Origin of the sequence: Tsukamurella sp. NPDC003166 (genome assembly GCF_040611135.1) — a bacterium.
Lineage (GTDB): Bacteria > Actinomycetota > Actinomycetes > Mycobacteriales > Mycobacteriaceae > Tsukamurella.
Map to the genome: position 1 here is coordinate 284,748 of NZ_JBEXNL010000003.1, position 21,878 is coordinate 306,625.

Consider the following 21,878-nt stretch of genomic DNA (forward strand, 5'->3'; position numbering starts at 1 on the left):
CCGCGCCGTCAGGACGCCATGACGCCGTGCATGACCACGTTCGCCGCGACCTCGCCGATGTCGACGGTGTCGTCGGGCGTGCCGCCGATCAGCGTGGTCGAGAACGTGACCAGGTGTTCGTCGTCCTGCGAGTAGATCTCGTTGCGGATGGTGACCATGTCGAACCCGCCCACCTGGCGGTACTTGTCCACGTGCACGTGGACGGTGAGCTCGTGGCCCGCCACGACGGGCTGGTGGTAGGTCATCGACTCGTCGGCCTGGATCAGCTGGCTCGCGCCGTAGCCGACCACACCGTCGTCGAACAGGTGGCGGTTCGCCACCACGCCCGCGACACTGACCAGCATGGGCGGCGCCACCAGGTCGGCGTAGCCGGCCGCGCGCGCCGCCTCGAGGTCGAAGAAGCGCGGGTCGGTGAACTGCGAGGCGATGGCGTACTCCCGCACCTTCTCGCGCCCCACCAGGTAGGTATCCGGGTGCACCCGGTGGTATCCGACGGCCTCGGCGGCGCGTCGGCTCTTCTCGTCGGCGGTCAGGTCCGTCACGCTCGCATCGATAGGCACGGGATTCCAATCTACGGGGTCGACTGTCCGCCCTGGGCTGTCCAGGTGTCCAACGCTCGGGCTGCTGCGTTGTAGGGCGGTCACCCCGCGCGATGGCGCCGGACCGCCTCGCGGCTGCCGCACCGCGGCGAGCAGTAGCGCTGTCGACCGTTGCGGGAGACGTCCGCGAACACGCGATCGCAGTCCGCCGAGGCGCACCGACCGAGCCGGTTCATGCCCCGTGTGGTCAGGTGCAGGGCCGTCCCGGTGAGGATCAGCACGGCGAGCTGCCCGGTCAGCGTCGCGCCGGATTCGCGGTAGTGCAGGTGCCAGCCCGTCCCGGCGTGGTCGGTGACCCGCGGATGCGAGGCGTGGGCCGCGAGCAGCGCGTTGAGCCGCTCCACCCGGACCGCGACCTCGTCCGCGTCGACGACGGTCAGCCACGCCGCGATCAGTTCCCGGCACCCCGCGTAGTCCTCCGGGCCGACGGATTCGACGAGCATGTCGTGGGCGGCGCACCGTCGGACCAGGTCACGGAGGTCGACGGGCGGATCGTTCGCCAGGTCCTCGGCCAGCAGGACCGGACCCTCGCCGTAAGGGTTGATGTGCACAAGGCCATTACAGCACGATCGAGCGGTGCCCGACATCACCACCACGACGCTGCTCCTCCTGCTGATCGCGGCGTTCGCCGCGGGCTGGGTGGACTCCGTGGTGGGCGGGGGCGGGCTCATCCAACTCCCCGCGCTGCTCATCGCCTTTCCGGCGGCCGCGCCCATCCACCTGCTCGCGACCAACAAGATGGCCTCGATCGCGGGCACGACCACCAGCAGCATCACCTACTGGCGTCGCGTGCGCCCGGACCCGCGGACCGCCGTGGCTCTGGCCGTCCCGGCGTTCGTGGGCGCGATCGGCGGCTCCATCATCGCCTCGCACATCCCACGGTCCGCGTTCAACCCGATCATCCTGGCCGCGCTGATCGCCGTCTTCGTCTACACGCTGCGCCAGCCGGACCTCGGCGACGAGACGAACCTGCGGTACCGCGGACACCGGCATCTCCTGACGGCCGGGTTCGCCGGGTTCGCGATCGGCGGGTACGACGGTGCGCTCGGCCCCGGGACGGGTTCCTTCCTCGTGTTCGCGATGGTCGGGCTCATGGGCTATGCCTTCCTCGAGGCCTCGGCGAAGGCCAAGGTCGCGAACCTCGCGACCAATCTCGCCTCGCTCGTGGTGTTCCTCCCGCAGGGCGCGGGCTACTGGAAGCTCGGCGTCGCGATGGCCTGCGCCAACGTCGCGGGCGGTTACCTCGGCGCACGGACCGCGGTGGCCAAGGGGAGCGGCTTCGTGAAGGTCGTCTTCCTGGTCGTGGTCTCCGCGTTCATCTGCAAGATCGGGTACGACGTCGTGACCCAGTTCACGCACGATTGAACGGTTTGCGTTGTACCCCATGGCTCGCCGTAAAATAGGTGGGTGAGTGAAGCCGCCGTGGCCCCCGAAGACCCGATCGACCTCGAAGCCTGGCGCAGCGCCAACGAACTGTCCGTGCCCTTCTCCGAGGCGCTCGACCAGTGGGCCGATGCCGCCCACGTCGCGCTCGTCGAACTCGCCGGGCGGTACGGCTCGTACATCAGCTACGCGGAGCTCGCGGCGCGGGCGCAGGCCGACGTCGGCATCGCCACCCGCGCGCCCGTCCGGCTCTGGATCGCCGCGCTGCAGCGCCGCATCACCGACCGCTGCCAGGCCGCCGGTGAGCCACCGCTCGTGGCCCTGATGGTGGCCCACGACCAGACCGTCGGTGAGGGCTACGCCTACGCGGTCGCCGTCGCGGACCTCCCGGTTCCGGAGAACCTGGACCAGCACGCCGCCGCGGCCCGGTTCGCCTGCTACCTCCACTTCGGGGCGACGATGCCCGCCGGCGCCGGCCCGCAGCTGACCCCGAAGCTCGAGGAGGCCCGCCGCGCCGCCGCGGCGAAGGCCGCCCGCGTCCGCCCCACCAAGGCGGTCTCCAAGGGACGCGTGGTCAAGGCGCGCACGGCCGAGGCGCCGCGCGCGACGAGGGCACCGTCGGCCCGCCCCACCAAGGCCGCGGCCAAGCCCGAGCCCCGTCCGGCCAAGTTGTGCCCCAACTGTTTCACCCAGCTCGCCGCCAACGGCGAGTGCGGCTTCTGCTGAATCCTGGATCCTGCGTGCGGCATACGGTACGCTGACTGCGGGTACACCGGGCCCCGCGGTCTTCGCGCCGCGGTTCGCCGAACGCCCGGTGAAAGCTGTGAACACTCCGTCGCCGTCCGGCGATTCCCTGCTGTACGTCCACATCGACAACTGGGAGTACCAGTGCTGCGGCACGGTTCCCCGCGTCGGGGCCGAGCTCAGCGGCACCCTCACCGTCTACGAGAGCGAGAGCCCCGGGTATCGCGCGTCCGCGGTCACCGGCTTCGACCCGCGGACCGGGCTGGTGCGATTCGGGTCGATCGTCGCGCAGCTCGGGTACGGACTCTCGGCGCCCGACGGTCCGCTGTTCGTCGGCCTGAGCTGGCACGAGCGCGACGCCAGGCCGACGGTGACCGGCATCGTCGAGCAGGTCGTCGAGAAGACAGGGCGTTTCCTGCCGATCGGAGAGGATCGGACCCTGCTCATCGACCCGGACTCGCGCGAGTTCCATGACGTCGACGAGGCGACGCGCTGGCCGGAGGAGCAGTTGGAGAGCGGTGGTGCGGCGACGATCGGCGTCGTCGTCGGTCTCCAGGTCGCCGATCTGCGGGTCCCCTCCGACGCGGAGATCGAGGACCGGCTCGCCGACGAGGAGCGCACCGACCGAACGCTGCACCTCACCGGCCCGACCGACTGCTTCGGCAGCGCGTTGCCGCGCGGCGGGGAGTACATCGTCGTCGACCTCGGTGACTCGAGGTTGGACAAGCGGGGGCCGTTGGCTGAACTGGGCGGAGTCGTTCGTGGCGAGGTTCTGCAAGCCAGCGCGATGAGCGACCTGGACGGGGAGCTTGCCGGCGTGCTGTTCCTTCGGCCCGACCCGAACAACCCGCCCGCCGAACTGTTCGTCCGATTGCTCATCGACGTCGACTGCGCACGAATGTCGCTCTGAGCGGCGCGACCCCTTGCGACACGCCGGGCGAGCGCCGCTGGAGACGACGCTCGTACGCGCCCGGGGATGCGATCGCAAGGTGTGCTCGATTGCCTGGCTACGATAGCCGCGGAGGTACGCCGGGACCCCGCGGAACCACTCCTCGAGGTTGTCGAAAGCCTGGTGCAGAACCGTGAATTCTCCGTTGTCGCTGGACGTGTCGCTGTTGTACGTGCACATCTCGAACTGGGAGTACCAGTGCTGCGGGCAGGTCCCACGGGTCGGTTCGACGGTGCGCGGCTCGCTCACGCTGCATCCCAGCCGGCGGCCGGGCTACCCGGCGCCGGAGGTCCTCGACTGGGATCCCGATTCGGGGCTGGTGCTCGTCGGTGACGTCTACGCACAGCTCGGCTTCTCCGTCACGGACCCGTATCGCACGGATCTCATTGTCAGCCTGGGCTGGCACGACGCCGGGCCGGCGCCCACGGTGACCGGCACCGTCGAGATGCTGCTCGAGGAGACGGGCGTCTACGCGCGCGAGCGCACCGGCGAGCTGGACATCGACCCCGGCACCGTCGAGTACCGGGAGGTGCGCGAGGCCACCGTCTGGCCCGAGGACCGTCCCGAGGCCGGCGGCCCCGCGGCCGCCGGCGTGATCGCCGGGGTGCGGCTCGCCGACGCGAGGGTGGAGGGCCATCGCCTCTTCGCCGACGCCGTGCGCTGAGCGGTCAGACGGTGACGGGTTCCGGCGTCGCTGCGGCGGCGCGCGCCCGCGGTACGGCCCAGCACATCGCGGCGGCTCCGACGCAGAGCGCGCCCGCAACGTAGAACGCCGGGTCGTAGCCGCCGGACGCGTCGCGGATGTAGCCGGCGCCGAAGGCCGCGACGGCGGCGCCCAGCTGGTGCGCAGCGAAGATCCAGCCGAACACCACCGGCGTCGACTCGCCGAAGTGCTCGCGGGCGAGCGCCATCGTCGGCGGCACGGTCGCGACCCAGTCCAGACCGTAGAACAGGATGAACACGAGCAGCCCCGGCGCGACGTGCGGGGAGAGCAGCGAGGGCAGTAGCGCCAGCGCGAGTCCGCGGCCGAGGTAGTAGACCACCAGCAGGATCCGCGAGTCGACGCGGTCGGTGAGCCAGCCGGACGCGATGGTGCCGACCACGTCGAAGACGCCGATGATCGCGAGCAGCGAGGCGGCCGCGGTGGCGGGCATGCCGTGATCACCCGCGGCGGGGATGAAATGCGTCTGCAAGAGGCCGTTCGTGGTAGCGCCGCAGATCGCGAAACTGGCTGCCAGCAGCCAGAACGCGGGGCGACGAGCGCCCACGACGAGTCCGGCGAACGCGGCCTTCACGGCGCCGCCCGCCGGGGCCGCGGGCGGCACTACGGTAGCGCCGCCGTACGGCGCCAGGCCCTTGTCGGCGGGCCACGACCGCAGCAGCAGCCCGGCCACCGGGATCACCGCCACCGCGACGGCGGTCACGACGAGCGTCGCGGTCCGCCAGCCGTGCGCCTCGGAGAGCGCAGCGACGATGGGTAGGAAGATCAGTTGACCCGTCGCGCTCGCGGCGGTGAGCACGCCGGTCACGAGCCCCCGTCGGGCGACGAACCAGCGCATCGCGATGGTCGCCACGAACGCGGTCGACAGCGAGCCCGTGCCGAGCCCGACGAGCACGCCCCACAACAGCACCAGCTGCCAGGCGTCGGTCATGAACACCGCGAGCCCGGTGCCCGCGGCCACGAGCGCCAACGCGCTCACCACGACCGGCCGCACGCCCAGCTTGTCCATGAGTGCGGCGGAGAACGGCGCGGTGAGACCGAACAGCGCCATGTTCACCGACATCGCGGCGCCGATGGTGGCATGGGACCAGCCGAACTCCATGTGCAGCGGGTCCATCATCACGCCGGGCACGGACCGGAAGCCCGCCGCACCCAGCATCGTCACGAAGGCGACGCCGGCCACGATCCAGGCGTAATGCGGGGCGCGCAGGCGGCGCAGTGGAGTAGTCACCGCACTAGATTCCCGGATCCGGCCGCGCCGTACCAGTGGCATCAGTGACAAGATATGAAAGAATACTGCCATGCACACCGTGGCCGTCCTGCTTCTCGAACCGATCATCGGCTTCGACGCCGCCATCCCGCCGATGTGCTTCTCCGAGGCGACCGACGAGGACGACCGGTCGCTGTACCGGGTGATCACCTGCGGCGTCGACCGGGAACCCGTGCGGGCCACCGGCGGCTACGCGATCACCCCCGAGGCGGGCCCCGAGGTGCTCGCGACCGCGGACACCGTCATCGTGCCCGGCACCAAGATCCCCGGTCCCCGCCACGAGGGCACGCTGCCCGACGACGTGCGCGCCGCCCTCGCCACCATCCGGCCGGGTACGCGCATCGTGTCGATCTGCACGGGTGCCTTCGTCCTCGCTGCTGCGGGACTGCTCGACGGCCGCAGCGTCACCACCCACTGGAAGTACGGCGCACAGCTGCGCAGGCTGTACCCCCGGGTCGGCCTGGTCGACCACGTCCTGTTCACGGACGACGGTGACGTGCTCACCTCCGCGGGCCTGGCCGCCGGCCTGGACCTGTGCCTGCACCTCATCCGCGCCGATCACGGTGCGGCCGTGGCCAACAAGGTCGCGCGGCACTGTGTGATCCCGCCCGGCCGGCCGGGAACGCAGGCGCAGTTCGTCGACGCCCCGATTCCGGCGAGGGGGAGCGGCAGCACCGTCGACGTGCGGGACTGGGCCGCCCGGCACCTGGCCGAGCACCTCGCCGTCGACCTGCTCGCCCGCCGCGCGGGCCTGTCCGTGCGCACGTTCAACCGGCGCTTCCGGGAGGAGACCGGGCAGACGCCCGGCGCCTGGATCCTGCGCCGCCGGCTCGACCGCGCACGCGAGCTGCTGGAGACCACCGATCTGTCGGTCGACACCGTGGCGGAGGAGTCCGGGCTCGGCACCGGGGCGAGCCTGCGCGCGCATCTGCGGCGCGACACCGGCATGACGCCCCTGGGATACCGGCGCGTGTTCCAGGAGCGGGTCCTGCAGGACGTCCCGGGGGCCTGACGCGCCGCTCGGGGGCGCCGGGCAAGATGGACGGATGCAAGGTCGGGTCGCGCCGCTGACCGGGCTGCGGGCCGTGGCCGCGGCCGCGGTGTGCCTCACGCACGCCGCGTTCTACACCGGCCACTACACCGACGATCTCGTCGGTCACCTGTGGGCGCGGTTGGAGATCGGCGTCCCGATCTTCTTCGCGCTCTCCGGGTTCCTGCTGTTCCGGCCGTGGGTGCGCCTGCTGCAGGACGGCGTGGGTCATCAGCCCGACCTGCGCCGGTACGCGTGGCATCGGTTCGGTCGCGTGGTGCCCGCGTACTGGGTCGTCGTGGTGGCCGTGTACGCCCTGGGGCTGGTGCGGCCGGAACCGAATCCGTCGGGCCGGGGTGCCGACGGTCTGGTGCGCAACCTCACCTTCACGCAGATCTACGGCTTCGGGCACCTGCGCGTCGGGCTGACCCAGGCGTGGAGCCTCGCCGTGGAGATGGCCTTCTACCTGGCCCTTCCGCTGCTCGGTTGGCTGCTCACCGCGGTCCTCTGCCGGTATCGGTGGCGACCCGCGCGGCTCCTGGTGGGCCTCGCCGCGCTCGCCGCGATCACCCCCGGGTGGATCCTCGTCGCCCCCGGGATCGAGCTCACCGCACGGATGTGGCCGCCCGCCTACCTGTGGTGGTTCGTCGCCGGTATGGCGCTCACGGTCGCGGTCCCCCTGGTTCGACGGTGGCCCGCCTGGGCCACGCCCGCCTCCCTCGCGCTCGCGCTCGCGGCGTTCGTGGTGTCGGCCCTGCCGGCGATCGGGGGGCCGCCGACGATGGTGCCGAAGAGCGTTCTCGAGGCGCTCGTGAAATCGGCGCTCTACCTCGTCGTGGCCGCGGCGCTCATCGCGCCGTTCGCGTTGGCGCCGGCCTCCCACTCGCGGTACCACCGGGCGCTGGGCACCCGGCCCATGGTGTGGCTGGGCGGCGTCTCCTACGAGTACTTCCTGGTGCATCTCATCGTGATGGACGTGCTGCTCCTGGACGTGTTCGGGTGGCCCCTGTTCACCGGGAACATCGCCGTCGTCTTCCTCGTGACCTCGGCTGTGACGGTCCCGCTGGCGTGGGCGCTGCGCGCGGCGCTGCCCTTCGGGGATGATGGGGGACGCGATCGATCGGCGGAGGAGGTGCAGCGGTGACGGGACCGGATCCGGAGGTGCATATCGACGCGCCCGTCCGCCGCTGGTGCGACGCGCGTGCCATCCCCATGCCTCGGCGGGAACTCTCCGACGAGGCCGCCCTGCTCATCGCCGCCGGGCACCTGTCGCCGGCCGGCCGCGAAGTGGTGCTCAACCGCTTCGACACCGAGCGCGCATTCCCGGACATCGGCGGCTACTCCAAGCTGCGCCGGCTCAGCCGGATCGCGGAGCACGACTCCGCGTCCGGCGCGCCCGCCCGGCCCGGCTGGTCCGACGGTGCGCCCCCGAGTCCGTTCCAGCAGGCCCGCACTGCGGCCGAGGCGGTGCGCGCCGCCGACGCCCGGCGCAAGCTCGCAGGCTTCCGGCACGCGTTCACGCTCAACCGGTTGTCCTTCGCCGCGGGCGTGCGAGCCGTGCGCCGCGCTCGTAAGGACGCCGTGCACCTCGATCTCGACGAGCGGGACGCCCTGTTCGACGCGCTGTGCCTGACCCCGTTGCCGGTCACGCCGTCGGCCGCGGCGGTGGCGGCGCGCACCGTCGCCCGGGTGGCCGGGCCGGTCCTGCGGCTCGCGCCGCAGGTGGCGGGCTGGGTCGACGGGCACGGTGCCCCCGACGAGCGACTCCTCGTCTTCGAGGACCGCTACGACGTGCTGTTGTTCGTCGCCGGGCTCGTGTACGACAAGGTCACCTACTCGCGCTCGGTGAGCGCGGGCGAGTTCGACGAGCAGCTCGGGCAGCTCGACCTGCCGACGGACCTGGTGCAGATCTCCGCGGACGTGGCGCAGCTCAGGGCGGTGTGGGGGCAGCTGCGGTACGCGCCGGGGCTCGCCGACGGCACCCGCTCCGGCGAGCTCGACAAGGTGTGGGACGAGCTGGTCGACCGGGTCACGGCGCTCACCCGCGTCGGCGACCTGGTGGACGTCGCCGACGCCAAACGTCCGCGGCGGATGTCGATCGAGTCGATCGATCAGCAGATCCACGAGCTGGTCACCCGCTCCGGTGAGCGCGAGATCTCGACGCAGAGCGCGCGCCGCGTCGCGGGGCAGATCATGGGCGCCAAGGGCGACCTCCCGCGCGCCCTGCCCGACGGTGCGCGCCCCGCCCTGCCAGGTTCGGAGCCTCAGCCGCGGGACCAGGACGCGAGGTAGGTCTTCTCGTCGTCGGTGAGCCTACGCAGGCTGCGCTTCTCGATGTCGACGACGGCCATCTGCGTGGTGGCGAGGATGGCCGGCTTCGATTCGGGCGCAGCGCCGCGCGCCCGCACCTCGTAGCCGATGGTGAAGTCGACGCTGCGGTTGCCCGCGATGTACATGCCCACCTGGACCGGCGAATCCTCGTGGTACAGCTGAGCCTTGTACTTGATGGCCACATCGGCGATGAACGCGCTCTTGATCAGCGGAGCGTACTTCTCGCCGGCGGAGAGCAGCCACTGGATGCGGGCCTCCTCCAGCAGCGTGACCATGCGCGCGTGGTTCACGTGCCCCAGGGCGTCCATGTCGGACCAGCGCACGGGAACGTGTGCGGTGAAGGCGAACTCGTACCGGCCCAGGCTCACCGCAGCCAGCCCGTCGCGAAGGCGAGGAAGGCGTCGTTCTCCTCGGGAATGGTCACCGTGACCCGGACCCCGGCACCGTCGAACCCGCGGACCAGCAGGCCGGCCTCGGCGGCGTCGGCGGTGAACCGCAGAGCGTCGGCGCCCAGGGGGAGCCAGACGAAGTTGGCCTGCGTGTGGGGGACCTCGAAGCCGGCGGTGAGCAGCGCTTCACGGACCCGGATCCGCTCGGCCACCACGGATTCCGTACGTGCCAGCAGCTCGTCGTTCGCCTGCAGCGAGGCGATCGCGGCGGCCTGCGCGGGCACGCTGACGGAGAAGGGTAGGTGCACCTTCGTCAGCGCGGCGATGAGCTCGGGGCCCGCGACGGCGTAGCCCACACGCAGGCCCGCGAGGCCGTAGGCCTTCGAGAAGGTGCGCAGCGCGATCACGTTGGGGTGCCTGGTGATCAGCGCGGCACCGTCGATGCGGGCACCGGTCTGATCGTTGGGACGGTGGTACTCGTAGTACGCCTCGTCGAGGGCCACGACGACGTGCGGCGGCACCTTCGCCAGGAAGTCCTCGAACTGCTCCTCCGAGACGGTCGTGCCCGTGGGGTTGTTCGGGTTGCAGACGAAGATCAGGCGCGTGCGATCGGTGATCGCCGCGGCCATCGCGTCGAGGTCGTGCACGTGATCGGCCGTCAGCGGGACCTGGACCGGCACGGCGCCGACGACGCGGGTCACGATCGGGTAGGCCTCGAAGCTGCGCCAGGCGAAGACCACCTCGTCGCCGGGCCGGCAGGTGATCTGCACGAGGTCCTGGCACAGCGCGACCGAGCCGCATCCCACGTGCAACTGGTCCTCGGTGGCGCCGGTCAGCTTCGCGAGCTCCGCGCGCAGCGCGACCGCGCCGTTGTCGGGGTAGCGGTTGGCGGTGCGGAGCACCTCGGTCAGTGCCTGCGCGACGGAGGGCAGCGGACCGTCGACGGTCTCGTTCGACGCGAGTTTGATCGCGCCGGGCGCGGACTTGCCCGGGACGTAGGCGGGGAGCGCGTCGAGGTCGGGCCGGATGCTCAGGGTGCTGGGCTGGTTCTCGGAGGGCACTCGGCCAGGGTAGTCCGACGGTCTGCGGTGGGAGGCCACCGAGGCCGGTCACGTGCACCGGCCCCGGCGGCAGAAGGACGTCAGTTGCCCGAGAGCTTGTCCTTGACGGCGTCGACGCCCTCCTTGACCTTCTCGGCCACGTCCGCGATCTTCTCCTTCGCGGCGGCGAGGCCCTGATCGGCCTGGCCCTCGGCCTTGAGGTCGTCGTTTCCCGTGGCCGCGCCCGCGGCCTCCTTCGCGCGCCCCTTGAGGTCCTCAGCCTTGTTCTTGGCGTCGTCTGCGATACCCATGGTCACGTCCTCTCTATGGTCGTTGGATCTTCTTCTCGGGGGAGTTCCCCAAGTCCTCTGTCGCCGCGCCGGTCGTTGACCAGGACCTGGAACGCGACGTCGGGCCCGGTGGCGGCGGCCACGTCGTGGCGTGCGGCGGTCGCCAGGGAGGTGAGCTCGTCGACGGTCGCGCCGGGCGCGACCGCGACGGCCACGCGGATGATCGGGCGGCCCTTCTCGATCACGGTCGAGGGCCGGGCGCGCCGGATGAGGGGGCTGCGCCCCAGGTCGGCGGCGACCGCGTCGGCGACGCGCCCCAGGTCGACGGTGCCGTCCCCCGGGGTGTGCGCGGTCCGCGAGGCGGAACTGCGCAGATGCCGGACGAGCAGCCACAGCGCGACGAGTACCAGGAGCGCGCCGGCGGCGCCGGTGACGGCGGGCCACCACGGCTGGTCGGGTAGGCGGACGATCGTCGGGACCGAGACGTGTGCCGCCGCATCGGCCGCGGTCCGCTGGCCGAGCCGGTCGCCGAGCGCCCACAGGCCGCCGCCGAGCAACACCAGCCCGACGAGCCCGGCGAGGATCCGGTCGATGACACGGGTCGAGCCCTTCATCGGGCCACCTCCTCGGCGCTGCGGCGGTCGGGGTCGATCCGCCGGTGGAACCACAGTTCGTCGGAGATGGGGATGTGGCTGCGCCGGCGCGGCTTCACTGCGGCGACCAGCAGCACAAGGCCCAGCACGATGGCGCCGACCGTCGCGGGCCAGGCCCACCACGACCACCGCACGTCGTCGGCGATGCGGGGAACCGCGTCGATCCAGCGGCTCCCGGCGACCCAGCCCAGCGAGACGAGGGCGTCACGGACCGCGATCGCGCCGAGCGCGACGACGGCGAACAGCAGCGGCACCGTCACGATGCTGGCACCGGCGGTGCGGCGAGGTGCACGACGCCGCAGTTCGCGGGTCGTGGGCGGGGCGTCCGTCGCGGCGGCGGCGGTGCCGTGCGTCGGTGTGGCGCGCGGACCCGTGTGGTCCTCGCTGATCCGGACGATGTGCACGTGCACCTCCTTCGGGGCCGCGCCGAGGCTGCGGGCCAGTTCGTCGTCGACGGCGGAGTGGACCGCGGGCACGAGTCGAGCGGAGTCGAGCGGCCACTGCGCGGCGATCTGCACGTCGACGTCGCTGCGCGCCCGGTCGGCGAAGCGCACGGACGGCAGCTGCCGCGCCGTGAGTCCGCGGACCCGTTCGGTACCGGGCACGGAGAGTGCGGCGTGCTCGATCAGTCGGCGCCGGACGCGGTCGTCGATGACGGTGCGGCCCCGGCCGGTGGTGTCGGCGGTCCGGGCGTCGCCGGCGTCGGCCCCGGTTGCGGCGGCGATGGTCTCGGCCGTGACCGCTGCGGCGAGCGGGCCGGTGGAGGTCACCGATTCGGTGCTCACGGTCAGCTCCGGTTGCGGCGGCGCAGGGCGGTGAGGTCGATGAGCCCGTCGAGGTGCGCGCCCACGGCCGCGCCGGCCGTGCCGAGCACGATCGCGAGCAGGAATCCGACCAGGCCGCCGACTACGATGGCGATCGCCACGAGCAGGCCGATCACGCCTCCCCACACGGTGAAGTGTCCTGGCGTCATGGGGTGAACTCCTTCGGTTCTGCGGGGTCCGGGCCGGACACCGCGATATCGGATATGACGACGTCCACGGGGACCCCCGCGGCGTCGGAGGCGGCGGCGCGGACGCGGTCCGCGAGGTCGACGAGATCGAGGTCGCGGCGGAACTCGAGCACGACGGACACCTGTCCGCCGTCGTCGTCGATGCGGACGCCGCGCACCGTCCGGCCGGGCAGGTGAGTGGCGGGGCCGCCGGGCCCGCCGGCGTGGACGCCCACGACGCCGTCGATCGCCGTTACCGCGGCGACCACCCCGTCGACCCGAGCGGCGCGGGCGGCGCTCACTGGACCCGCGACTCCGCCGGCGTCTCGCCGGTGGCGTCGTCATCGTCGGCGAAGTGGACGTCGTGGACGGTCACGTTGACCTCGGTCACCTCGAGGCCGGTCATGGACTCGACGGCGTCGATGACATTGTTGCGGATGCCGGCGGCCAGGTCGTGGATCGCGACGCCGTACTCGGCGACGATCGCCACGTCGACGGCGGCCTGCCGCTCGCCGACCTCGACGGTGACGCCCTGCGTGAGATCCGGTGCGCCCGGGAGGGTCTCGCGGATGCGGCCGACCACGCGGGCGGCCTGGCCGCCGAGGTCGTGGACGCCGTCGACCTCGCGGGCCGCGATGCCGGCGATCTTGGACACGACCACGTCGGCGATGGTGGTGCTGCCGCGCCCGACCTGCGTGGCGACCGCGGTACCGGGCTTCGTCGCCGTCGACTCGTCGGCGGTCGCGGCGGGCTTGGTGGTGGTCGAGGTCATGTTCTTCGCTCCCTTGTGTCGACTGATGCACCGGGATCCGTTCCGGCACACTGGGTGAGTCGCCGTCTCGCGGAGATCGGCACGCGATTGTGATCCATCTCACATCAGGAGGGTGGTTGTTCGAATCGGAGCTGCTGCCGTCGCTGTCCGACGAGACCCTGACGAGGCGCGCCCAGCGGGGCGACGCCGCGGCCTTCGACGTTCTCGTGCAGCGCCACGCGCCCGCCCTGCATCGGTTCGTCGCGCGGACGATGCCCGAACGCAGCGACTGCGACGACATCGTGCAGGAATCTCTCATCGCCGCATGGAAGGCGCTCCCGAACTTCGCCTTCCGGTCGAGCCTGCGGACGTGGCTGTTCTCGATCGCCGCCCGCAAGACCGCTGACGTGCTGCGTCGCCGCGCACCCGTCGTCGACTCCGAGGCCGTCGACGAGGCGGTCGCGCGGGAACCCGGCCCCGTCGAGAAGGCGACCGACCGGGACTTCCTCGACGCGCTCGCCCGGGAGTTGGGGCGCCTGCCCTACCCGGCCCGCGCTGCGTGGTGGCTCCGCGAGGTCGACGGGCTGTCCGTGGCCGAGATCGCGAGCGTGTTGCGGACCACGGAGGGTTCGGTACGCGGCCACCTGCAGCGGACGCGGCAGCGCCTCGCGGAGACGCTCGGAGAGTACTGGCCATGAGCGATCCGACGCGGCCGGTGGGGGCCGGACCGTTGTGCATTCCGACGGGACGTGGTCACACTGGGGGAGCGATGAGTTTCAGGCGAGTGGAGAGTGGTGGCGCCGCACCGGCGCAGGACACCGATTGGATAGCCGACGCGACGCGTCGGCTCGCAGGGCTGGCCGGAGCCGATGCCGAGGCGCCCGAGGTCGATCCGCGCTGGGGCGCGGACGCGATCGACCGGCTCCGCGAGGCCGTCACTCAACAGGTCTCGGCGTTGCCGCGACGGTCGCGCCCGATCGCGACGGTGCGGACCGGTGTCACCGTCACCGAGCTGGCCCTCTCCAAGGCCGTCACGGCGGCGCTCTCCGACAGCGCGGCGTCCGAGGCCGCCGCCGTCGCCGACGTCGCGCTGGATCTGGCGGGTGGCGAGCTGGCCGCGGTGCACGTCCACCTGGTCGCGGTGGGGGCGGACGAGCGGCCGCACACGCTGCTCGACGGTGGCGAGCGCCTCCGCGCCCTGACGGCCGACGTCGTGCGGCGGATGGTGGGAACGGGCGACGTCCGGATCGACCTCACCTGGGAGGACGTGCTGACGCCGGAGCCGATCTAGGCGTCGCCGCGCCGCGCCGCGCGTCTCCCTCGGATGAACGGAGGATGACCAGCGGTTTTGTGGGTTGCGGGGAGGTTGTGTAATGTAGCTGCTCGGCGGTTGCGCGTGACCCGCAAGGTTCGCTCGCGCAGCGCGTCCGATTTGGAGGCGTGCCAGAGCGGCCGAATGGGACTCACTGCTAATGAGTTGTCCGGCCAACACCGGACCGGAGGTTCAAATCCTCTCGCCTCCGCCACGTCGGTCTTCGGACCGGCGAGAATTGAATATGGGTATGCGCCCGTAGCTCAGTGGATAGAGCATCTGACTACGGATCAGAAGGTCAGGGGTTCGAATCCCTTCGGGCGCACAGTGCAAGAACGCCAGGTCAATGTCTTTGACCTGGCGTTCTTGGTTTCTCCTGCCGGATTCCGCTCAGGGGCCCACGAGGATTTCTGTAACGTGTTCTAGAAATCGACACGGAACGGGTGGCTGGGCATGAGTGACTGGGATCTGTCGGCCGAGGTGGTCGTGGTCGGCTACGGCGGCGCCGGTGTGGTGTCCGCGCTGGCGGCGCGGGAGGCGGGCGCGGAAGTCCTGGCGCTCGACCGCTACCTCGGCGGCGGCGCGACGGACCTGTCCGGCGGCATCGTCTACGCCGGAGGCGGCACCTGGGTCCAGCGCGCGGCCGGGGTGGAGGACACCGTCGAGAACATGTACGTCTACCTGCGGGGCGAGGTGGGCGACGTCGTCTCCGAGGCCACGCTCCGCAGGTTCTGCGAGGGCTCGCCCGCGATGATCGATTGGCTCACCGGCTACGGCGTGCCCTTCGAGGCCTCGTCGTGCCCGTACAAGACCTCCTACCCGACCGACGACTACTACCTCTACTACTCGGGCAGCGAGAACTCCTTCCCCGACCGTGCCGTACCGCGCCAGCGCGGGCACCGCGCCCATGGACCGGGCGTCTCGGGCAAGGCCTTCTACCGCCCCCTCGCGGCGTCCGCCGCCCGCGCGGGCGTGCGGGTCCGGACCGGCACGCGCGTCACCGATCTCGTCCTGGACGAGGGCCGCGTCGTCGGCGTCGAGGCCGTCACGCTCGACGGTGCGCCGCCCGCCGTCCTGCGCCGGTTCGCGGCGCTGACGAAGCTCTCCGCGAAACCCGGTGTCTACCACCAGGGCTTCCGGGCGGTGCTGCAGAAGCTCCTCGACCGCATCGAGCGCCGCCACGGCCGCACGATCCGCATCCGCGCGAGCAGCTCGGTCATCGTGGCGACCGGCGGATTCATCGCCAACCGCGCGATGGTCGCCGCGCACCGGCCCGACTTCCCCTGGGACGAGGGTCTACCGCTGGGCACGGCCGCCGACGACGGCAGCGGCATCACGATGGGGCGCAACGCCGGTGCCGCCGTCGACAAGATGGATCACATCTCCAACTGGCGGTTCATCGGTCCTCCGAGCGCCTTCTTCGCCGGCCTCGCCGTGGGGAGCGACGGCCTTCGCATGATCGACGAGTCCCGCTATGGGGCGGCGCTCGGCGACGCCCTGGCGATCCGTCCGGACCACCGCGGGTGGCTCCTCGTGGACGCGCCCCTGCTCGCCGAGGCGCGGAGGCAGATCCCCCAGCAGTCCACGTGGTTCCAGCGTCTGCAGACCGAGCGGCTCCTGCGGCTGGGCGCCACCCGTGGCGCCACGATCGAGGAGGTCGCCACCCGGGCAGGCGTCGACCCGGTGGAGCTGCGCGCCACCGTCGATGCCCACAACCGCGCGATCGAGGACGGCCGGCCCGATCCGCTCGGCAAGCCGGACGCCGTCCGCCGGCCGATCGCCACCGGCCCGTACACGCTCCTCGACATCTCCTTCCGCGCGCGCACCACCTACCCCATGCCGATGCTCACGCTCGGTGGGCTCGTGGTCGATGAGGAGACGGGCGCCGTGCTCCGGCCCGACGGTGCGCCGGTGCCCGGGCTGTTCGCCGCCGGCCGCGCCGCCGTCGGCGTCTGCTCGAACTCCTACGTCAGCGGGCTCTCGCTTGCGGACTGCGTCTTCTCCGGGCGCCGCGCCGGTTCGCACAGCCGTTGAGCCCGCGAACCTCCTTCTCCGAGGCTCCCACTGGGCTACCGTCGGATCAGGCGAAGGGAGCGGGCATGGACGAGCGGGTCGAATCGACTCCCGCGGCGCGGGAGATGCTGCGCGAGTTGTGGGACGGCAACGGCGAGCTGCTGATCCACCAGAGCGGCGGCTGCTGCGACGGCTCCGCCCCGATGTGCTTCGCCTCCGACGAGTTCCGCGTGGGCGACGCGAACGTGCGGCTCGGCACCGTCGACCTGGAGGACGGGCGGGCCGTGCCGGTGTGGGTGTCCGACGGAGAAGCGCGGGTGTGGGAGAACAGCGTGCTGATCCTGGACCTCGAGCCCGGCCGCGCCGCGGGCTTCTCCCTGGAGGGATCCTCGGGGAAGCGGTTCGTCTCGCGGGTGCGGATCGTCGGGTCGGGCGAAGGCGCTCAGTGCGGCATCGAACGCGCGGACGGGGCCCGCTGAGCGCGTCCGCGGCGGATCGGGCCGGACAGTCGTCGATCCCAGTGCGCCCAGGAATCCGGCGGTAACAACGCCAGTCCCACCGCCAGCCCGGCGAGGCCGACCGCGAATCCGGCTGCGGTGTCGGAGAACCAGTGCACGCCGAGGTAGAGGCGACTCGCCGCGACGGCGCCGATGACGGCCGCGGGGACGATCAGCGCGAGCACGCGCCGTCGCGCCGGCCAGCCGGCGGTGATCGCCACCGTCGTCGCCAGCAGGAGTGCGGTGGTGCCCGTGACGTGGCCCGACGGGAAGCCGTAGTCGGTCTCGTTCGCGAGGTGATCGACGAGCGGGGGACGCTGTCGCGCGAAGGCGTATTTCAGCGCCAGGGTGGCCGCCGAGGCGAAGGCGGTGGAGCCGAGCACGAAGATCGCGGCGGAGGCGGAGCGTCGCCAGGCCAGGAGCGCGGCCACCACGAGCCCGAGCGCGATCGTCCCACCCGGGGAGAAGACGTCGGTGATCAACCGCATCGCGGCCGTCAGCGCCGCATCGCGGTGCTCGACCATCTCCTCCAGCACCTCGCCGTCGGCCTCGGTGACCGGCTTCGAACCAACGAGGAGACCGAGGGCGACGACGGCCGCGACCAACGCGGCCGCGGCGGCGAGAAATGCCCGGCCTCGGCCGGAGAAGGTTTGCATCCCACAAGAGTGCCCGCGCGAAAGTCGTTCGTGCAACCCAAGACCGGGTAAAAGGCCCGTCATACCCCGGTGCCTCCGGGGTAGCGTGGGAGTGTGAGGAAGCGACTGAGGCGGGCGCGCGCGGCGCGGCTGCAGCGCGACACCCTGTACGCGGATGTCTCCGAATGGCAGCCGCCGCTGCCCGAGAAGTACCCCTATCGGTGGGTCGCGATCCGCTCCAACGACGGCACCTACCGCGACCGCCGGTTCACCGCCAACTGGGACGCAGTGCGGCGCATGCTCGACGACGGGCGGCTGGTCGGCGCCATCGTCTACGCCGTGGTCCGACCGAACTGGGAGGACAGCCTCGCCGTGCACCTGGAGATGCAGGGCGAGGACCGGCCCGACGTGGTGACCATGGCCGACGCCGAGTCTTGGGGCGGGCAGATCGTCGGCGACCACTCGGACGCCTTCAACCGCTTCACCTGGGGCGCCTCCGACTGGCGCGGCGGCGGCGCGGACCCGCGGCCCACCCGCTGCATCGGCTACCTCAACCCCAACGACATCACCATCTGGCCCACGCTGCCCGACATGCCCTTCGTGGTGCCCTCCTACGGCGCGCTGCCAGACTTCTCGCGCGCACCGGAACTGGGGCGGCGCTTCGCGATCCACCAGTACACCGACGGCAGCGGTTACGGGAACGGGCTTCCCGAGGGCTACGGCCGTGTGCGGTGCGACATGAACGCCGCCAACGGCCTCGACCCGTGGCAGCTGGGAGACCTCCTCGGCACCACCACCATCCCGGTGGACTGAGTCACTCGCCGTACGCGGTGTAGACGGTGTCCGGGAGCGTCGGGAGCCAGCCGTCGACCCAGGCGCCGGCGTAGACGCGCTCGTCGCCGGTCCTCAGTTCGACGACGTGCCCGGGCAGCTCCGCCGCCACGAGCGGGAGGAGTCTGCGCCCCTCTGCGGCGTGCTTCGCTGCGACGGCGTCCGTGCGCCAGCCGGTGTCCCAGTGGAACTCGCGGTCGAACTCGGACTGCCAGGCATCGAGCTCGCGACCCAACTCCTCCGGCAGGCCTAGGTGCTCCGGCCCGATGCCGCCGTACGTCGCCCACAGCGGCGGGCCGGAGTGGTCGTTCATCAGCCGGATCCAGCGCTCGGGTGCGACGTCGAACTGGCGCACCTCCGTGCCGGCCGGGAGCGGTGTCTCGCCCGATGGCGACCACCCCGTCGCCCAGCCGCCGGCGTAGCCGTGCTCGGCGATGGGCCAGAGTCGGTAGCCGATGACGACGCCGGGCAGTTCGGCGACCAGGCCGTCGATGATCGTGCGGCTTCGCGCGCATAGTCCGCTTCGGCTTCCGCTGTGCGCCAGCCGTCTCGACCACCCAGGTGCTCGGATTCCAACAGAGCCTGCCAGGAGGCGATGCGGGTGGTGAGTGCCTCGGAGAGGTCGAGGTCCGCGCCGCTCAGTGGGCGCAGCTGATCCACACCGATGAGCGGGGGCCGATCGATGTCGGGCCAGACGTGCAGGACGCGGTCCGGCAGGAGTGTGAAGTCCGGCATCCGCCCAGGTTACGCGGCCTCGGATGCGAATGCATCGACAGATGGCAGAGATGGTGGTAGAAAAATGGCATGAGAACAACCATCGATGGGGCGGGCCGGATCGTGGTACCGAAAGCGATCCGGGATGCGATGGGACTGGATGCCGGGAGGGCAGTCGACGTGACATTCGCAGACGGACGCATCGAGATCGAGATAGCGCCGGCCAAGGTGCACATCGAGAAGGGAGGGATGCTGCCGGTCATTCGAGCGGAAGAGGACCTGCCACCGCTGACCGACGACATCATCCGCGAGACGCTCGAGGCCACGAGACGATGACCTTCTACGCCCTCGATTCGAGTGTGCTGCTCCCGATGTTGATGGAATGGCATCCGGCGCACGATGAACTTCGAGGATCGGTGCGTCTGGTGGAGAGCGTTCTGCCTGCTCACGTGCTCCTGGAGACCTTCTCCGTGCTCACGCGACTTCCTTCGCCCCACAGGGTCTCCCCAGCGGAGGCCTCGGAGGCGATCGAGGACTTCGGGCTGCAGGTGATCGGCTTCCCGACCACCGATATGCGAACGTTCGTGGCACGACTCGGCGTGAAGGGAGTCCGCGGCGGGGCGATCTACGATGCCTTCGTCGGAGCGACAGCCGCCCACGCCGAGGTGCCGCTGTTGACGCGTGATCGTCGGGCTATTCCCACATATGAGGCGGTCGGGGCCACGTACCGGACGGTGTGAGGCGGCACCGTCGGGCGGGAACAGTGGACAGCGGATCGCTCGGTCCGATCTTTGGTGCGTGTCGGCGACGGTTCGTCGGCGTGTCGACGCAGAAATGCACCGAGGATCGGCGGGCGTTCCGGCACCCGAGGAGGCTCGTCCGGTGGGGCCCGGCAGCGGTGAGTGGGGGCATGCGGGCCCCGCATCACTCAGTCCCGAGAAAAGCCTTTGAACTGCGTATTCATGGGTATGCGCGGGACGCATCGCTTGCGTGAGCAACACGCCTCAATGCCGCCGGCCGCCCCGCCCGCGCACCGTCGGGCGGAAACACCCGGACACGCGAGCGGCGCCGCCCCGGAAGGAGCGGCGCCGCTGACACCCTCACCTGGTGTCGGACCGACGAGGGATCAGAAGAAGCCCTGCGCGCCCGGCGCGTACGAGACCAGCAGGTTCTTGGTCTGCTGGTAGTGATCGAGCATCATCTTGTGGTTCTCCCGGCCGATGCCCGAGTCCTTGTAGCCGCCGAACGCCGCGTGCGCGGGGTACTGGTGGTAGGTGTTCGTCCACACGCGGCCGGCCTGGATGTCGCGGCCCGCGCGGTAGGCGACGTCGCCGTTGCGCGACCACACGCCGGCGCCGAGGCCGTAGCGGGTGTCGTTGGCGATCTCCATGGCGTTGTCGTAGCCGTCGAAGGACGTGACCGCGAGCACCGGGCCGAAGATCTCCTCCTGAAAGATCCGCATGCTGTTGTCGCCCGAGAAGATCGTGGGCTGCATGTAGTAGCCGCCGGAGAGGTCGCCGCCCAAGTCCGCGGCCTCACCGCCCGTGATCAGCGTGGCGCCCTCGTTCTTGCCGATGTCGATGTAGGAGAGGATCTTCTCGAGCTGCTCCTTCGACGCCTGTGCGCCGATCATCGTGTCGGTGTCCAGCGGATCGCCCTGGATGATCGACTTGGTGCGGATGGAGCCGAGCTCGAGGAACTCGTCGAAGATGGGCTGCTCGAGCAGTGCGCGCGACGGGCAGGTGCACACCTCGCCCTGGTTGAGCGCGAACATCGTGAAGCCCTCGAGGGCCTTGTCCTGGTAGTCGTCGTTCGCGGCCATGACGTCCTTGAAGAAGACGTTCGGGCTCTTGCCGCCCAGCTCCAGGGTGACGGGGATGAGGTTGTCAGCGGCGTAGCCGGCGATCAGCTTGCCGGTGGTGGTCTCGCCGGTGAAGGCGACCTTCCGGATGCGCTTGCTCGAGGCCAGCGGCTTGCCCGCCTCGAGGCCGAAGCCGTTGACGATGTTCACCACACCGGGGGGCAGCAGGTCGCCGATGAGCGAGAACAGGTACAGCACCGAGACGGGGGTCTGCTCGGCCGGCTTGAGCACGATAGCGTTGCCCGCGGCCAGAGCGGGGGCCAGCTTCCACACGGCCATGAGGATCGGGAAGTTCCACGGAATGATCTGTCCCACAACGCCGAGGGGCTCGTGGAAGTGGTACGCGACGGTGTTCTCGTCGATCTCCGACAGCGCGCCCTCCTGCGCGCGCAGGCACGACGCGAAGTAGCGGAAGTGATCGATGGCCAGCGGGATGTCGGCGTTGAGGGTCTCGCGGACGGGCTTGCCGTTCTCCCACGACTCGGCGACGGCGATGGCCTCGAGGTTGGCCTCCATCCGGTCGGCCATCTTCATGAGGATGTTGGCGCGGGCGGTCGCCGAGGTCCGGCCCCACGCGGGCGCGGCGGCGTGCGCGGCGTCGAGAGCGAGCTCGATGTCCTCCGCGGTCGAGCGCGCGACCTCGCAGAAGGTCTGACCGGTCACGGGCGACGGGTTCTCGAAGTACTGGCCCTTGACCGGCGCGACCCACTCGCCGCCGATCAGGTTGTCGTACCGGGACTGGTAGCTCATGACGGAGCCGGGAGCTCCGGGACGGGCGTAAACGGTCATGGCGTGCCTCCAGGTGAGTTGGTGACTTCAATCACATTCCACCGTACGCAGTGATCGTTGCAACACCGTTGCAGCCGGTTGCAAC

The 21,878-nt window shown here is 71.1% G+C and carries 28 protein-coding genes and 2 tRNA genes; 16 read left to right on the top strand and 14 right to left on the bottom strand.

Going from position 1 to position 21,878, the window contains the following annotated elements; all coding sequences use genetic code 11:
• Nucleotides 1–8: 8 nt before the first annotated feature.
• Complete coding sequence (locus tag ABZX10_RS05565; protein ID WP_355535489.1) at nt 9–560, bottom strand: MaoC family dehydratase N-terminal domain-containing protein; 552 nt, start codon at nt 558–560, stop codon at nt 9–11.
• Between the two features lie 80 nt (nt 561–640).
• On the bottom strand, nt 641–1,150 hold the full coding sequence (locus ABZX10_RS05570) for a CGNR zinc finger domain-containing protein (protein WP_355535492.1): 510 nt from the start codon (nt 1,148–1,150) through the stop codon (nt 641–643).
• Nucleotides 1,151–1,175: 25 nt separating this feature from the next.
• Here ABZX10_RS05570 and ABZX10_RS05575 point away from each other — a divergent pair, with 25 nt between their 5' ends.
• From ABZX10_RS05575 to ABZX10_RS05590, 4 genes are all read left to right on the top strand, one after another.
• Nucleotides 1,176–1,964: a TSUP family transporter gene (locus tag ABZX10_RS05575; protein ID WP_355535495.1), complete on the top strand. Its 789-nt coding sequence runs from the start codon at nt 1,176–1,178 to the stop codon at nt 1,962–1,964.
• Between the two features lie 42 nt (nt 1,965–2,006).
• The gene (locus ABZX10_RS05580) at nt 2,007–2,708 is read left to right on the top strand and encodes a hypothetical protein (protein ID WP_355535498.1); all 702 of its coding nucleotides are present in this window, start codon (nt 2,007–2,009) and stop codon (nt 2,706–2,708) included.
• 97 nt (nt 2,709–2,805) lie between these two features.
• Nucleotides 2,806–3,636 (top strand): DUF6578 domain-containing protein, encoded by an 831-nt coding sequence (locus tag ABZX10_RS05585; RefSeq protein WP_355535501.1) that lies wholly within the window; start codon nt 2,806–2,808, stop codon nt 3,634–3,636.
• 172 nt (nt 3,637–3,808) lie between these two features.
• On the top strand, nt 3,809–4,339 hold the full coding sequence (locus ABZX10_RS05590) for a DUF6578 domain-containing protein (protein ID WP_355535504.1): 531 nt from the start codon (nt 3,809–3,811) through the stop codon (nt 4,337–4,339).
• 4 nt (nt 4,340–4,343) lie between these two features.
• Here ABZX10_RS05590 and ABZX10_RS05595 read toward each other — a convergent pair whose 3' ends face one another.
• Nucleotides 4,344–5,555: an MFS transporter gene (locus tag ABZX10_RS05595; protein WP_355535699.1), complete on the bottom strand. Its 1,212-nt coding sequence runs from the start codon at nt 5,553–5,555 to the stop codon at nt 4,344–4,346.
• Between the two features lie 142 nt (nt 5,556–5,697).
• Here ABZX10_RS05595 and ABZX10_RS05600 point away from each other — a divergent pair, with 142 nt between their 5' ends.
• Genes ABZX10_RS05600 through ABZX10_RS05610 form a run of 3 tightly spaced genes read left to right on the top strand, consistent with a single transcriptional unit; the run spans nt 5,698 to nt 8,988 of the window.
• Nucleotides 5,698–6,678 (top strand): helix-turn-helix domain-containing protein, encoded by a 981-nt coding sequence (locus ABZX10_RS05600; RefSeq protein ID WP_355535507.1) that lies wholly within the window; start codon nt 5,698–5,700, stop codon nt 6,676–6,678.
• A 34-nt stretch (nt 6,679–6,712) separates the two neighbouring features.
• Nucleotides 6,713–7,840 carry an acyltransferase gene (locus ABZX10_RS05605; RefSeq protein ID WP_355535510.1) on the top strand — a complete coding sequence of 376 codons (1,128 nt, stop codon included), beginning with the start codon at nt 6,713–6,715 and terminating at the stop codon, nt 7,838–7,840.
• Nucleotides 7,837–8,988, top strand: coding sequence for a hypothetical protein (locus ABZX10_RS05610; protein WP_355535513.1), 1,152 nt, complete (start codon nt 7,837–7,839; stop codon nt 8,986–8,988). The genes ABZX10_RS05605 and ABZX10_RS05610 overlap by 4 nt, the downstream gene beginning before the upstream one ends.
• Here the strand turns inward: ABZX10_RS05610 and ABZX10_RS05615 are convergent.
• From ABZX10_RS05615 to ABZX10_RS05650, 8 genes are all read right to left on the bottom strand, one after another.
• The gene (locus tag ABZX10_RS05615) at nt 8,961–9,395 is read right to left on the bottom strand and encodes a thioesterase family protein (protein ID WP_355535516.1); all 435 of its coding nucleotides are present in this window, start codon (nt 9,393–9,395) and stop codon (nt 8,961–8,963) included. The two genes, ABZX10_RS05610 and ABZX10_RS05615, sit on opposite strands and share 28 nt — an antisense overlap.
• Nucleotides 9,392–10,450, bottom strand: a complete 1,059-nt coding sequence (gene hisC, locus ABZX10_RS05620) for a histidinol-phosphate transaminase (protein WP_355535702.1) — start codon at nt 10,448–10,450, stop codon at nt 9,392–9,394. Before hisC ends, ABZX10_RS05615 begins: the two co-directional genes overlap by 4 nt.
• A gap of 107 nt (nt 10,451–10,557) precedes the next feature.
• Nucleotides 10,558–10,767 (bottom strand): CsbD family protein, encoded by a 210-nt coding sequence (locus ABZX10_RS05625; protein ID WP_355535519.1) that lies wholly within the window; start codon nt 10,765–10,767, stop codon nt 10,558–10,560.
• A 2-nt stretch (nt 10,768–10,769) separates the two neighbouring features.
• Complete coding sequence (locus ABZX10_RS05630; RefSeq protein ID WP_355535522.1) at nt 10,770–11,360, bottom strand: alkaline shock response membrane anchor protein AmaP; 591 nt, start codon at nt 11,358–11,360, stop codon at nt 10,770–10,772.
• Nucleotides 11,357–12,184: a hypothetical protein gene (locus ABZX10_RS05635; RefSeq protein ID WP_355535525.1), complete on the bottom strand. Its 828-nt coding sequence runs from the start codon at nt 12,182–12,184 to the stop codon at nt 11,357–11,359. The genes ABZX10_RS05630 and ABZX10_RS05635 overlap by 4 nt, the downstream gene beginning before the upstream one ends.
• A 2-nt stretch (nt 12,185–12,186) precedes the next feature.
• Nucleotides 12,187–12,372 (bottom strand): DUF2273 domain-containing protein, encoded by a 186-nt coding sequence (locus ABZX10_RS05640; protein ID WP_355535528.1) that lies wholly within the window; start codon nt 12,370–12,372, stop codon nt 12,187–12,189.
• A complete protein-coding gene (locus ABZX10_RS05645; RefSeq protein ID WP_355535531.1) occupies nt 12,369–12,692 on the bottom strand; it encodes a hypothetical protein in 324 nt (107 codons plus the stop codon). The genes ABZX10_RS05640 and ABZX10_RS05645 overlap by 4 nt, the downstream gene beginning before the upstream one ends.
• Nucleotides 12,689–13,162, bottom strand: a complete 474-nt coding sequence (locus tag ABZX10_RS05650; protein ID WP_355535534.1) for an Asp23/Gls24 family envelope stress response protein — start codon at nt 13,160–13,162, stop codon at nt 12,689–12,691. The genes ABZX10_RS05645 and ABZX10_RS05650 overlap by 4 nt, the downstream gene beginning before the upstream one ends.
• Nucleotides 13,163–13,278: 116 nt before the next feature.
• On the opposite strand from ABZX10_RS05650, the gene ABZX10_RS05655 reads away from it, so the two are divergent.
• The 6 genes from ABZX10_RS05655 (at nt 13,279) to ABZX10_RS05680 (ending at nt 16,945) form a co-directional block, all read left to right on the top strand.
• Entirely contained in the window at nt 13,279–13,839 is a 561-nt protein-coding gene (locus ABZX10_RS05655) for an RNA polymerase sigma factor (RefSeq protein ID WP_355535537.1), read from the top strand.
• A gap of 71 nt (nt 13,840–13,910) precedes the next feature.
• Nucleotides 13,911–14,432 carry a hypothetical protein gene (locus ABZX10_RS05660; protein WP_355535540.1) on the top strand — a complete coding sequence of 174 codons (522 nt, stop codon included), beginning with the start codon at nt 13,911–13,913 and terminating at the stop codon, nt 14,430–14,432.
• Between the two features lie 143 nt (nt 14,433–14,575).
• Nucleotides 14,576–14,667, top strand: a tRNA-Ser gene (locus tag ABZX10_RS05665).
• A gap of 38 nt (nt 14,668–14,705) precedes the next feature.
• Nucleotides 14,706–14,778, top strand: a tRNA-Arg gene (locus ABZX10_RS05670).
• A 128-nt stretch (nt 14,779–14,906) separates the two neighbouring features.
• Nucleotides 14,907–16,487: an FAD-binding protein gene (locus ABZX10_RS05675; RefSeq protein ID WP_355535543.1), complete on the top strand. Its 1,581-nt coding sequence runs from the start codon at nt 14,907–14,909 to the stop codon at nt 16,485–16,487.
• Nucleotides 16,488–16,552: 65 nt separating this feature from the next.
• Entirely contained in the window at nt 16,553–16,945 is a 393-nt protein-coding gene (locus ABZX10_RS05680; protein ID WP_355535546.1) for a DUF779 domain-containing protein, read from the top strand.
• Here ABZX10_RS05680 and ABZX10_RS05685 read toward each other — a convergent pair.
• The gene (locus tag ABZX10_RS05685; RefSeq protein WP_355535549.1) at nt 16,909–17,619 is read right to left on the bottom strand and encodes a phosphatase PAP2 family protein; all 711 of its coding nucleotides are present in this window, start codon (nt 17,617–17,619) and stop codon (nt 16,909–16,911) included. The two genes, ABZX10_RS05680 and ABZX10_RS05685, sit on opposite strands and share 37 nt — an antisense overlap.
• A 93-nt stretch (nt 17,620–17,712) precedes the next feature.
• On the opposite strand from ABZX10_RS05685, the gene ABZX10_RS05690 reads away from it, so the two are divergent.
• Entirely contained in the window at nt 17,713–18,411 is a 699-nt protein-coding gene (locus tag ABZX10_RS05690) for a hypothetical protein (RefSeq protein WP_355535552.1), read from the top strand.
• A gap of 1 nt (nt 18,412) precedes the next feature.
• Here ABZX10_RS05690 and ABZX10_RS05695 read toward each other — a convergent pair whose 3' ends face one another.
• Nucleotides 18,413–18,742 (bottom strand): hypothetical protein, encoded by a 330-nt coding sequence (locus tag ABZX10_RS05695; RefSeq protein WP_355535555.1) that lies wholly within the window; start codon nt 18,740–18,742, stop codon nt 18,413–18,415.
• Nucleotides 18,743–19,233: 491 nt separating this feature from the next.
• Here ABZX10_RS05695 and ABZX10_RS05700 point away from each other — a divergent pair, with 491 nt between their 5' ends.
• Together ABZX10_RS05700 and ABZX10_RS05705 are read left to right on the top strand one after the other, a co-directional pair.
• On the top strand, nt 19,234–19,479 hold the full coding sequence (locus ABZX10_RS05700) for an AbrB/MazE/SpoVT family DNA-binding domain-containing protein (protein ID WP_355535558.1): 246 nt from the start codon (nt 19,234–19,236) through the stop codon (nt 19,477–19,479).
• On the top strand, nt 19,476–19,883 hold the full coding sequence (locus ABZX10_RS05705; RefSeq protein ID WP_355535561.1) for a type II toxin-antitoxin system VapC family toxin: 408 nt from the start codon (nt 19,476–19,478) through the stop codon (nt 19,881–19,883). Before ABZX10_RS05700 ends, ABZX10_RS05705 begins: the two co-directional genes overlap by 4 nt.
• A 386-nt stretch (nt 19,884–20,269) precedes the next feature.
• On the opposite strand, the gene ABZX10_RS05710 is transcribed toward ABZX10_RS05705, so the two are convergent.
• Nucleotides 20,270–21,793 carry an aldehyde dehydrogenase family protein gene (locus tag ABZX10_RS05710; protein ID WP_355535564.1) on the bottom strand — a complete coding sequence of 508 codons (1,524 nt, stop codon included), beginning with the start codon at nt 21,791–21,793 and terminating at the stop codon, nt 20,270–20,272.
• Between the last annotated feature and the right edge of the window lie 85 nt (nt 21,794–21,878).